This window comes from Paenibacillus aceris (assembly GCF_017874035.1).
Lineage (GTDB): Bacteria > Bacillota > Bacilli > Paenibacillales > NBRC-103111 > Paenibacillus_E > Paenibacillus_E aceris.
In genome coordinates, this window is sequence record NZ_JAGGKV010000016.1 from 55,501 (window position 1) to 69,614 (window position 14,114).

The 14,114-nt window shown below is 40.9% G+C and carries 4 protein-coding genes; all 4 read left to right on the forward strand.

The features are described 5' to 3' along the window. Positions 1–120: 120 nt before the first annotated feature. The 4 genes from J2Z65_RS24435 to J2Z65_RS24450 all read left to right on the forward strand — a co-directional run bounded on the left by J2Z65_RS24435 (position 121) and on the right by J2Z65_RS24450 (position 14,009). Positions 121–4,080, forward strand: a complete 3,960-nt coding sequence (locus J2Z65_RS24435; RefSeq protein ID WP_167055203.1) for an S-layer homology domain-containing protein — start codon at positions 121–123, stop codon at positions 4,078–4,080. Positions 4,081–4,424: 344 nt separating this feature from the next. Beyond that, positions 4,425–7,475 carry an S-layer homology domain-containing protein gene (locus J2Z65_RS24440; RefSeq protein ID WP_209856157.1) on the forward strand — a complete coding sequence of 1,017 codons (3,051 nt, stop codon included), beginning with the start codon at positions 4,425–4,427 and terminating at the stop codon, positions 7,473–7,475. Positions 7,476–7,718: 243 nt separating this feature from the next. Continuing rightward, positions 7,719–10,691: an S-layer homology domain-containing protein gene (locus tag J2Z65_RS24445; RefSeq protein WP_209856159.1), complete on the forward strand. Its 2,973-nt coding sequence runs from the start codon at positions 7,719–7,721 to the stop codon at positions 10,689–10,691. Positions 10,692–10,958: 267 nt separating this feature from the next. After that, positions 10,959–14,009: an S-layer homology domain-containing protein gene (locus J2Z65_RS24450; RefSeq protein ID WP_209856162.1), complete on the forward strand. Its 3,051-nt coding sequence runs from the start codon at positions 10,959–10,961 to the stop codon at positions 14,007–14,009. Positions 14,010–14,114: the final 105 nt, after the last annotated feature.

Below are 14,114 nucleotides of genomic sequence, written 5' to 3' on the forward strand. Positions count from 1 at the left end.
ATATGTAGAATGATAGAAGGATTTGGGAGGGATTGTCGAAAGTAAGAGAGGCTGATCGCAGGTTGGCCGAAGGTGCCATGACGATAATGAATATTAAGGTTACATAAGGAGGAACTAGCTTTGAGATTACTTAATAAAAAGTGGGCAAGTCTCATGTTGATCGTGACTTTGCTTATTAGCATGCTGCCGACGATGACAGTAAGCGCTGCATCAACACTAGTAATTAAGAACCTTTACACCGAGACGGATAATGCGGGTACATCGGCCGCTAAACCAACCAATGACAACTTAGTAACGCGCATTACGCAATTACCGTTTACATTGAACGTAGAAATGACGAATGTAACGGACTCGCAGATTCCTTCGATCTATTTTGAAATTACCAATATGAACTCTGGTGCTGTAACCACAGAGAAGAATAACAAGGCGCAGATTGTCAGCTCGAACCTTGTGAAGTTTGATAATATTCAACTTACTGAGGGTTTAAACAAAGTAGTTGTCTATCTAGGTGAAACTAATGCGATAGCTTCAGCTCCAGGTTGGTTGTATTATGCGCCAACAACGAATTTGTCTGACTTCACGGTCAATAATTCGCAGCTTGAGGATGGCAAAATCTATCCAACGGACAGAGGCCCTTTGAAGGCTGGGACAACAGGTATTCAAATTAAAGCAAAAGCATCTAATGCTAGCGCTGTTCAAGCAACTCTAACTGGCGACTCTCTGCCTAAGCAAGGATTCAAAAGTAACGACGGCTATTTCTATTTTACAGGTGATGACAAGAACAAAACGTCCACTACATGTGCTTCCGTTACAAGTTTTTGTTTAAATCCCGGAGATAATATCATTAACTTCGTTGCTACGAACGACACGAATAAATATCAAGTTGTTAAAAAGCTTTGGTATGATAATGGAGAACCATTCGCTTTTAATGGTAAGGTTCAAGATACGGCTGCGGGCCCTTCTTCAGCCAAAGACCTCATTACAATTCCTACTTTTCAAACAAGCGATTTGACATTTACGACAAGCGTAAAAAGTGATCTCGATGCTTCAGGCACGTCACTTCGTTATCGGTATGTAAATGTTGCTGTAAATGACCAGTCTATTGGTCAAATTGATTTGGGTGGCACGGATATTACGACACCTGTTACGAGCGCAACGGTTTCATCAGCTACTTATAAGTCTGTGTCAAGTAGTTTATCTCGTAATACGGCCGGGGACTTAGAGTATTTGGTTAAAGATTTAACGATAACAATACCGTCTATTCCTGCTTTTGCAGCGAATGAACAACGTCTGACGTTTACTTTCCGTGACATTTCTAATTCTTTAGTGCCTGTAATCAGTGAGTATAAATTTAAGTATGTTGATCCAGCAAACCCGTACATTGATAAATCAACAATCAGCAACGGAACTATTGAAAATGAACTTAGCTTACTCAATGCTAATTTGGTTAACGAGCTGCCAGCTAACATTCATGTTTATGGCAATGATAAAACACTATCCATTAAAACAAAATTAGATGGCGTTTATTTCCCAGATAGTAACCCTATTACCAAGTCTGCAGATTCTACTGCAACTTTGAATAAGTTTGACCTTATCTTGCAAGGGATAAGTGATGGTAACAAGAAATTAAGCATTGAGCTGTATAACAATGCCGCGGGGACAGGCACACCTTACAGTACAACGGATTACAAATTGACGATTAGCAACGCTCCATATGTATTAATCAATAATGTTTCCAACAGCATGTCCATCAAGAACATTAAGAATCTCAAATGCGGCACAACAGAAGCCTGTATATCAGGTAGACTTGTGAACTTTTATCAAGACCCTTTTACCGCACCTGCTGTACCTCTTAACAAGGTAGAAGTGTTTATGAACGATAACCTTGTAACGCTTGATACTCGAACTGATGATGCAGTTTTCGATCCAAGTACAAATGTGTTTACACTACCTCTTTCTAGTTTTAACTCTGACCTAACCAAAGTTATGGTGGAAGGAAAGAATACATTAAAGTTTAAGATCTATGTGAATAATGTCTTTATCACAGAGCAAACCTATGATATTTACTTGTTTACGACAGACGCTCCACAATTCACTGCAATTAAACCGGTTGAGAACGGTACTTCAGGGACTCAGTTTATTGCAGGTAAAGACGCGGACACGTATACAACTAATCAGCGAACCGTTTCTTTTAAAGGGATTTTTACAAGCCTTGACGCTAACGGAGCTGCTTCTGCTATTAAAGCATTAACTTTGGTGGTTCATACGAAGGACTCCAAGGGCGAAGCGTTAGTTTATCAGCAAACGATTGGAAGTACAATCGGAGTTATCGACCAAACGGCAAACTCCCAAAGTGTTACAGCTCTTGGAGTTGACTACTTTACAGCGATTAGCAACATTGTGTCTCTGCAGTCTTTTGATACAACTGCGTTTAAGCTGCTTGATAACTCGGATGTGGTGTTCGAATTTAGAATTACAAATAATTCAAACATTACAGCGACAAAATCCATTACAATTACAAGACAAAACGTTCCCTATACGGTTGTACAACCTCTCCTGATCAAAAATGCTAAAGGAGACATGCAGGCTAACATCAACAGTAACTTCTATAATATTATTATTGAAGCTGAGAATGCAGATAGTGTTGTATTTGGTAAGGATGTAGCAACGAAAAGAACTGTATTGTCTGTAGATCAATACTTGTATCAAGTTACTAATCTAAAACCTGGAGCAAATACAATCAAGTTTACGATTACACGTGGTACAACGAAAGTGAACGGCAGCTTTGTTCTCTTTAATACAAACACCAATGTACAAGGCGCAGAAAGTCTTGAGGATATGAATTCTAAGTTCAAGCTCTTCAACGGGAACTTGCAACTGACATTCCCTAAAGACACAAAGCTGATGAGGAACAAGCCGGACAGCAATAACAATCAGTACATTACTAGTGGGCGTAAAATTCTGTTTGGAATCGCGGACTCTGATGATGGCCGTGTTGACAAGTCGTTGTATCCAACGCCAAATGGCTATTACAAGTCAAAAATCAACGCAAAACTGCCTGAAAATACATTCCACCCAGCAAGTGATCTCTATTTTATGGATGCTGGATTTATCCCGGCTCCTAACTCAACTACGACTTCGGCAGATGATCTAAGTAAAGGGCTTAACGGAACAGGAATGGATCCTTACGATACAACGAATTCAGGAAGAGCTTACTTTAATAGATTAAATGATGAACTCGTTATTCCTACGCAAGACGGATCACTAACACTTCTGTATGATCCTTCTATTCGTCAGGATGCCGGAAAATATATCAGTGTATTCTTCTACGATATTTATCCGAACTACGCAAATACAACGGACTATGGTTGGAAAAACATTGGTGGCGTTGTAGATAATAATAAAAATACGATCACTGTACCGTTCCAGAAGTTTGGATATTACCAAGTTATGTACATGGATCGCAGTTTTGATGATATGACGGGTCACTCGTTCGCAAGAAATGAGTTGGAAACTCTCTACTCCAAAGGGGTAATGAAAGCCAAAACGACATTCTCCTTTGGGCCAAATGATTATATAACGCGCGGGGAATTTGCTCAGATTTTAGTGAAAATATTCAAGATTCCTTTGAATTATGACGGAAACGGAACGTTCACAGATGTATTGAAGATCGATAATGCTGTAGGTATGCTATACGATTATAAATACATTGAAACGGCAGCAAGAGCGGGTATTGTCCGCGGCCAAGCAAGCAACCGATTTAACCCAAGTGGTTCAATTACACGTCAAGACGCGGCTGTTATGATCGCAAGGGCTGCTGAGATGAAGTTGAACCCTGACTTGAAGAAGTCATTGGCAACACTACAAAAAGCATTTACAGATGCCGACAACATTGAATCCTACTCCAGACCGTCAGTTGAAGCTGTTTCAAAGGCTGGTTTAATTGAAGGTATTACAAATGCACTGCTGCCTGGACAAAAGAAAGAGACAGTCCGTTTTGATCCAACTGAGCTGCTTACACGAGCTCAAGCATCGATTATCGGATATAGAGTTATGAAGCAACAGAAGATGGTCCCTTAAATCATAGAAAGACCCGACACTTGTGTGTTGGGTCTTTTCTTTGATTTTTTCAGCTTACTTTCAGTTTATTATAAGCTAATTTTAAGTTTCTATTCATAGTCTATTCATCATTGCACGTTAAGATATGTTATAGATAAGATTTCATAGAGGCGCTTGAAAAAAAGCTTGCATCTGGAAAATACTTATCAATGAAATGCAGTATAGATTGTCGTATACTGATTCATGTAGCCGAGATGATAGACGCGGAGCTACATAGAATCGGCAAAATGATTCAAACTGTCGTCCCGTTGGTTATAAGTTTTTATAACAAAAAACTTTAAAATATTAGGAGGAAACAAAACTTTATGAAGAAAACTCTTTCCGTAGTCCTTACATCCGCTATGGCTCTTTCCATGTTCTCGTCCCTAGCATTCGCAGCGAAATCCTCTGCTGATTTCACAGATTTGAAAGACCTGGATGCAGCTACAAAAGCGAAATTTGATGCCATGATCTCCGCTGGTATCTTCGACGGCGTAACAGACACAACTTTTGGTCTGAAAGACGAAATGAACCGTGCACAATTTGCAAAAGTTGCAGCATTGATCATGGGTCTGGACGTAAACAAAGATTTGAAAACATCCAGCTTCACTGACGTTAGTGTTGACGACGCGGCTAACGGTTATGCACTTCCTTACATCGAAGCTTTGAAAACAGCTGGCGTAACTGATGGTTATGCGGAAGGTCAATACAACCCGGCTGGTAAAGTAACAAAAGAACAATTGGCTACTTTCTTGGTTCGTGTTCTTGGTCAAGACGAAGCAGCTAAAGGCAAAACAGGTACAGATGCAACAGTATCCGGTTGGGCACAAGGTTATGTAGCATTAGCACTTGAGTTGAAACTTCTTGCTAACGGCGAAGATGGTACATTTGGCGGTATGGCTAACGCAACTCGCGATCTTCTTTTGACAGGTGCTTATGAAGCAAAACAACAATACGTACCAGCTGGTAAAGTTTCCGTAACAGGAGCAAAAGCAACAGGCGCTCAACAAGTAACAGTGACTTTCAACAAGCCAGTTGATACTGACAAAGCTACAGTTGCATTGAAAAAAGGAACAACTGACGTAGTTACAACTACTAAATTCTCCGATGACAAAAAATCCGCAGTTCTAACATTGACTGATGTTAAAGTTAGCAAAGGCGACTACACCGTAACTGTTTCCGGTTTGGATGCTGCTACTGTTGACAAAACAACAGCAACATTCACAGGTGAAGATGAAGTTCTTACAAAAATCGATTTTGTAAATGCTGGCGATACAATTGCTTATGCAGACAAAACAATCGTTAAAGTGAAAGCTTCTAACCAATACGGTGAAAATGCTACGACAAATGCTGGTTCTTACAATGTTTACACATCTGCTGCAACATTCACAAAAATCACAAAAGATGCTGATGGCACTTTGTTGATTACTTTGGATACAGCGAATGAAAGCACAACACAAGGCGTATCTGTTATTCCAGTAACGGTTGTTAATAACGACAGCCACATCACAGCTACTAAAAACTTCAAGCTTGGTACACAACCAATCCTGACGAAATTAGAGCTTGGTGACGCTCGTTACTCTGTAGGTACTGCACTTAACGGTAAAGGCGAGAACGTTAAGTTCGATCTTAACCTGTTTGACCAATACGGCGGCAACATTTCTTACGATTCTTTGATCAATGCCAAAGTTAATAACTCCACAAGCCCGTTATTCGGAACAACAACTGTGATTTGGAATGACTACATTTCAACGGATGATGTTAAAACGGAAGTAGAAGATAACGGAAATGATATCCCAGAAGTTAAGATCTCCTTGTTGAACGATCTTGACAAAGCTGGCGACTATAACTTCACTGTATTTAACCAAGCTGCAACAGCGAGTGGTAAAATCAGCGTCAACTCTTCTAAAGTAGCTAATAAAGTTGAAATCGGCGATCTTAACGACGTAATTGCTGCTGGCGACAAAGATGTATATATCCCAGTTGTTGCTTACGATGCTGCAGGAAACCAACTAAGTGTTGATGATCTGACTAGCGATGAAAACCTTAAACGTATCAACATTAACGTTTCTGGCGCAACAGGAGTTGATGGTGCAACTAGCCTTAAAATCGAAGATTCCGGTGAGCACAGAGGAACGATCCGTTTAAACCAAATTAACGGAACATCTAAAGGTGCAGTTTCTATCACAGCAATCATTGCAACAGCTAACGCAAACAGCACTTCAACTAAAACTTATACAATTGCAGACGCTCGTGTACCTGATCACTTCAAAGTAGTAACTGATCCTGCGAAAGCGTTGGTTAAAGGTGCTACTTCTGCGATTGAGCTTGCTGTTATCGACCAATACGGCCAAGTACTTGACGATGCGAACTTCACAGATAGCCAAGGCAATAGTGCTCCAACCTATGTTGACGGTTCGAACAACAAGTACCAAGTAAATGTCAAGGTAACTGCTACAGGTACTGCTGATGGTACGATCGGTTTGAAAAACCCAGCTGAAGAAGCAATCACTTCTGCGACATTTGGTAAAGGTGAAAAAGCTGGTGATTTCGAAGCATTCAATGACGAGTTCACACTGTTCACAACAGAAAATGCTACTGAAGGTGCAAAAGCTGATTACACAGCAACAATCACGAAAAACGGAACTGAGATCTCCAAGTTGACTAGAACGATCACAGTTGCTAGCGCAACAGACGATTTGACTTACTCCGTGAACGCTGTTCCAACATTGTTCAACCTGAGTGATAGCGGCGTTGTTGTTGGGTCCACGTATGGTACGGGCGGAACAGCTATCAGCGCTGACGATCTTAAAGACGTAACGAAATCTCAAGTATTTGCTCGCGAAGTTAAACTTACTGCTAAAAACGCTTCTGGCGACACAGTAAAACTTCCAGCTGGTACAATCACAAGCATTACAACATCTAACAATGCTGTTGCAAAAGTAGCACTTGTTGGTGGTAAAGCTTATGTTCTTGGTAACAAGACAGGTACGGCTACATTGAACGTATCCTACAAAACAATTAAAGGCGAAATTAAAACTGCTAATGTTGCTGTGACATCTAAAAATGATGCACTTGCAGTCGACAAAGTCGAAGCTGACAGCACGATGACAATTGGAAAAACTGGTGGAAATGCATTCATCAATCCAGATCTAATTGTTACAGATAACTATGGTGTTGAGTATGAGAAAGAAGATGCTCAAAAAGCTAATGGTGTACTGGGTGTAACATTCTCAGCTAGCAACTACTCCTCCAACGTTAAAAATGTTACAATCAACTCCAACGGTGATATCACTGTAGATGGTACTGGAACATTTGATCTGACAGTTACATCCCCAAGCGGTAAATCCGATGTAATTGCGGTAACTGTAAACTAATCAATATAAGTTAAGTAAAAGAAGGCCAATCGGCCTTCTTTTTTTGTTTTATAAATCTACTATGCCAATCAACATGGAAAATACTTATCAATGATTTAAACGTCGGTTGATAGTATACTAAGTTTGTAGCAAAGATGATATACGAAATGATACACGAAATTACATGCGAGTCGCGCAATCACTGAGTTATTTCCAAGTTTTTATAACAAAAACTTTTAAAATATTAGGAGGAAACAAAACCTTATGAAGAAAACTCTTTCCGTAGTCCTTACATCCGCTATGGCTCTTTCCATGTTCTCATCCCTAGCATTCGCTAAGACGTCTGCTGATTTCACAGACTTGAAAGACCTGGATGCAGCTACAAAAGCAAAATTTGATGCCATGATCTCCGCTGGTATCTTCGACGGCGTAACAGATACAACTTTCGGTCTGAAAGACGAAATGAACCGTGCACAATTTGCAAAAGTTGCAGCATTGATCATGGGTCTGGACGTAAACAAAGATTTGAAAACATCCAGCTTCACTGATGTTAGTGTTGACGACGCGGCTAACGGTTATGCACTTCCTTACATCGAAGCTTTGAAAACAGCTGGCGTAACTGATGGTTATGCAGAAGGTCAATACAACCCGGCTGGTAAAGTAACGAAAGAACAATTGGCTACTTTCTTGGTTCGTGTTCTTGGTCAAGACGAAGCAGCTAAAGGCAAAACAGGTACAGATGCAACAGTATCCGGTTGGGCACAAGGTTATGTAGCATTAGCGCTTGAATTGAAACTTCTTGCTAACGGCGAAGATGGTACATTTGGCGGTATGGCTAACGCAACTCGCGATCTTCTTTTGACAGGTGCTTATGAAGCGAAACAACAATACGTGCCGGCTGGCCAAGTATCTGTAAGTAGTGCGAAAGCAACTGGCGTACAAAAAGTAACGGTAACGTTCAATAAACCAGTTGATACAGACAAAGCGAAATTGTCCTTGAAAAAAGGCAATGCTGATGTTGTAACAACGACGGAATTCGCGGCTGACAAAAAATCTGCAGTACTAACACTAACAGATGCTAAGATCGGTGCGGGTGAGTATACTGTAAACTTGAGCGGTTTGGATGAGACGGCTGTGAGCAACACCAAAGCAACATTCACAGGTGAAGACGAAGTGATGAAAAGCATCGATTTCGTATCCGCGAATGACACAATTGCTTATGCAGACAAAGTAATTGTTAAAGCTAAAGCTGTGAATCAATACGGTGAAGCTGCTTCGACGAATGCAGGTTCCTATGATGTGTACACTTCAGCTGCAACATTCACAAAAATCACTAAAGACAACGATGGCACGCTATTGATCACATTGGATACTAACACAAAAGATACGACGCAAGGCGTATCTGTGATTCCGGTAACGATTGTGAACAATGATAGCCATATTACAGTAACGAAGAACTTCAAGCTTGGTACACAACCGATTTTAACGAAACTTGAGCTAGGCGCACCTCGTTACTCCGTAGGTACAGCTTTGAATGCTAAAGGCGAGAATGCTGAGTTTGATTTGAACCTGTATGATCAATATGGTTCTGTTATGTCCTACGAAATGCTATCTAGTTCAGACAAGCTGAAAGATACAAGCCTGATCTGGAATGACTATCTTGCAAGTGATGATGTCAGCTACACAATTGAAGATAACGGAAATGATATTCCGCAAGTGAAAATCTCCTTGTTGAAAGATATTGATAAGTCCGGGGACTTCAGCTTCACTGTATTTAACCAAGCAGCAACTGCAACAGGTAAAGTAAGCATTCAGTCAGCGAAAGTAGCGACGAAAATAGAAATCGGAGACATGAATGATGTTATTGCGTCCGGAGATACAGATGTATACATTCCATTGATGGCTTATGATGCACAAGGCAACCAACTAAGTGCGGACGATTTGGCAAGTGACGCAAACGTAGATCGCATTAAAGTATCGATTTCTGGAGCAACAGGCAGTAGCACGATTTCAGCTTCCGGTGAGCATAAAGGTATGATTAAGCTGGATAAAATTGATGCAGGTTCTAAAGGAGCTGTATCTGTAACAGCGGTCATTGCAACAGCAAATGCAAACAGTACGGTAACTAAAACGTACACTGTTCACGATGCGCGCATTGCGGACCACTTGAAAGAAGTAACAGTACCGGCGAAGAACGCAGTAGCTGGGGCAACTTCTGACTTTGAATTCAGCGTAATCGACCAATACGGTCAAGTTTTGGATGATTCCAACTATGTGAACAGCAATGGTTCTGTGGTTGCAACTGCAGAAGGCAATATGAAATATAGCGTTGTCGCAACAGCAGTAACTTACGATGCAGATGGTAAAGTAATTGACAATGCTGCTGCTCATGTTGTAGCGCCAAATGACCAAGTTTTGACGAAGAACACGTATGAAAAAGGAACGAACGACTTCAAGGCTTTCAACGATGAATTCACGTTTGAAACAACGAGCGCAGCGAAAGAAGGAACTTACGTTAAGTTTACCGCTCAAATCCTTAAAGGTGATCAAGAGATTTCCAAGGTAGAAAGAACACTCACAGTTGTCGGTAAAAATGCAGACTTAACTTACAGTGTAGGAACTGTTGCGCCATTATTCAATGCTATGGACAGCGACGTAGTGAACGACAATGAATTGGTAGTAGCAACAAGCAAACTGTCCCGTGAAGTGAAGATCAGCGCGAAAAATGCAGCAGGTGAAATGGTTGAACTTCCGGCTGTCGTTACGCAAATCACATCTTCAAACTCCAGTGTAGCGCAAGTTGCAATGGGAACTGGTGAAGATGCTGGTAAAGCATTCGTACTTGGTAACAAAGCAGGATCAGCAACACTGAATGTTACGTACCAATCAGTAGACGGCACTGTTAAGCAAGCGAGTGTGCCTGTAACAGTGAAAAGTGACATGATTGCTGTTGATAAGTTGGAAGCAGGAGAAACAGAAGCAACAATATCCACAGGAGCTAATGCTTATGCAGTAGCAGACCTGACTGTAACTGATAACTATGGCGTTGAGTATGACAAAGATGAAGCGCCAGCGTACAACTACTTGATGGGTCTGACATTCTCTACAGATAACGTAAAAGGAAAAGTAGAGATTGGTAATGACGGGACGATCAAAGCAGATACTGGTTCGACATTTGATCTGATCATCACATCGCCGAATGGTAAGTCGGTTGTTACATCAGTAATCGTTAAGTAATCTAAATGATAGAAAGAAGGCCCTCTGGGGTCTTCTTTTTTGTATTCACCTATATACTCGTCATTCAACAAAAGGATTAGATCTATCGATCGACTGGAAAATACTTATCAATGAAAAGTCGTATATATTATCGTATACTAATTCTTGTAGCCGAGGTGATAGACGCGGAGCTACACGGAATCAGCGCTAATGATTCAAACTGTCGCCCCGTTGGTTATAAGTTTTTATAACAAAAAACTTTAAAATATTAGGAGGAAACAAAACTTTATGAAGAAAACTCTTTCCGTAGTCCTTACATCCGCTATGGCTCTTTCCATGTTCTCATCCCTAGCATTCGCTAAGACGTCTGCTGATTTCACAGATTTGAAAGACCTGGATGCAGCTACAAAAGCGAAATTTGATGCCATGATCTCCGCTGGTATCTTTGACGGCGTAACAGACACAACTTACGGTCTGAAAGACGAAATGAACCGTGCACAATTTGCAAAAGTTGCAGCATTGATCATGGGTCTGGACGTAAACAAAGATTTGAAAACATCCAGCTTCACTGACGTTAGTGTTGACGACGCGGCTAACGGTTATGCACTTCCTTACATCGAAGCTTTGAAAACAGCTGGCGTAACTGATGGTTATGCAGAAGGTCAATACAACCCGGCTGGTAAAGTAACGAAAGAACAATTGGCTACTTTTTTGGTTCGTGTTCTTGGTCAAGACGAAGCAGCTAAAGGCAAAACAGGTACAGATGCAACAGTATCCGGTTGGGCACAAGGTTATGTAGCATTAGCACTTGAGTTGAAACTTCTTGCTAACGGCGAAGATGGTACATTCGGCGGTATGGCTAACGCAACTCGCGATCTTCTTTTGACAGGTGCTTATGAAGCAAAACAACAATACGTACCAGCTGGTAAAGTTTCCGTAACAGGAGCAAAAGCAACAGGCGCTCAACAAGTAACAGTGACTTTTAACAAGCCAGTTGATACTGACAAAGCTACAGTTGCATTGAAAAAAGGAACAACTGACGTAGTTACAACTACTAAATTCTCCGATGATAAAAAATCCGCAGTTCTAACATTGACTGATGTTAAAGTTAGCAAAGGCGACTACACAGTAACTGTTTCCGGTTTGGATGCCGCTACTGTTGACAAAACAACAGCAACATTCACAGGTGAAGATGAAGTTCTTACAAAAATCGATTTTGTAAATGCTGGCGATACAATTGCTTATGCAGACAAAACAATCGTTAAAGTGAAAGCTTCTAACCAATACGGTGAAAATGCAACGACAAATGCTGGTTCTTACAATGTTTACACATCTGCTGCAACATTCACAAAAATCACAAAAGATACTGATGGCACTTTGTTGATTACTTTGGATACAGCGAATGAAAGCACAACACAAGGCGTATCTGTTATTCCAGTAACGGTTGTTAATAACGACAGCCACATCACAGCTACTAAAAACTTCAAGCTTGGTACACAACCAATCCTGACGAAATTAGAGCTTGGTGACGCTCGTTACTCTGTAGGCACTGCACTTAATGGTAAAGGCGAGAACGTTAAGTTCGATCTTAACCTGTTTGACCAATACGGCGGTACGATTTCTTATGACTCTTTGATGAATGCGAAAGTATACAGCAAAGATGGCAGCAACACGACGAAATTGTTCGGTGATACAACTGTGATCTGGAACGATTACATCCCGACTGGAGATGTGAAAACAGAAGTAGAAGATAACGGAAACGATATCCCGCAAGTTAAAATTTCATTGGTGAACGATATTGATAAAGCTGGCGACTACAGCTTCACCGTGTTCAACCAAGCAGCTACAGCTACTGGTAAAGTATCCGTTCAATCTTCGAAACTTGCAAACAAAGTTGAAATTGGCGAGCTTAACGATGTAATCGCGGCTGGCGATAAAGAAGTTTATGTACCAGTTGTGGCTTATGATGCAGCTGGCAACCAATTAAGCTTGGATGACCTGACTAGCGATCAAAACATTGAGCGTATCAAAGTGAACGTTTCTGGTGTTGAAGGTCAAACGACAGCAACGATCCTAGATTCAGGTGAGCACAGAGGCTCGATTAAATTAGACCAAATCAGCAACAACACAAAAGGTGCTGTATCCATTACAGCGATCATTGCAACAGCGAACGCAAGCAGCACATCTACAAAAACATTCACAGTTGCTGACGCTCGTGTACCTGATCACTTCAAAGTGGTAACAGATCCTGCGAAATCCGTTGTTAAAGGCGGTACTTCTGCAATTGAGCTAGCTGTTATTGACCAATACGGACAAGTGCTTGACGATGCGAACTTCACAGATAGCCAAGGCAATAATGCTCCAACTTATGTTGACGGTTCGAACAACAAGTATCAAGTAAATGTCAAGGTAACTGCTACAGGTACTGCTGATGGTACGATCGGCCTAATAAACCCAGCTAAAGAAGCAATCACTTCTGCAACATTTGGTAAAGGTGAAAAAGCTGGTGACTTTAAAGCATTCAATGACGAGTTCACACTGTTTACAACAGATAAAGCTACTGAAGGTGCAAAAGCTGATTACACAGCAACAATCACGAAAAACGGCACTGAGATCTCCAAGTTAACTAGAACAATCACTGTTGCTAGTGCGACAGACGACCTGACTTACTCCGTGAATGCTGTTCCAACATTGTTCAACCTGAGTGATAGCGGCGTTGTAGTTGGATCGACTTATGGTACTGATGGCACAGCTATCAGCGCCGATGTTCTTAAAGATGTAACGAAATCTCAAGTATTTGCACGCGAAGTTAAACTTACAGCTAAAAACGCTGCTGGCGACACAGTGAAACTTCCAGCTGGAACAATTACTGGCATTACAACATCTAACAATGCTGTTGCAAAAGTAGCACTTGTTGGTGGTAAAGCTTATGTTCTTGGTAACAAGACAGGTACGGCTACATTGAACGTATCCTACAAAACGATTAAAGGCGAAATTAAAACTGCTACAGTTGCTGTGACGTCTAAAAATGATGCACTTGCAGTCGACAAAGTCGAAGCTGATAGCACTATGACAATTGGAAAAACTGGTGGAAATGCATTCATCAATCCAGATCTAATTGTTACAGATAACTATGGTGTTGAGTATGAGCAAGAAGATGCTCAAAAAGCTAACGGTGTGCTGGGTGTAACATTCTCAGCTAGCAACTATTCCTCCAACGTTAAAAATGTTTCAATTAACTCCAACGGTGATATCACTGTAGATGGTACTGGAACATTTGATCTGACAGTTACATCCCCAAGCGGTAAATCCGATGTAATTGCGGTAACTGTTAAGTAATCTATACAAGTTAATTAAAAGAAGGCCAATCGGCCTTCTTTTTTTGTTGTATAAATATACTATGCACACATTTCTACGTATTTATGAAGTTCTTTTGCCTGTCCT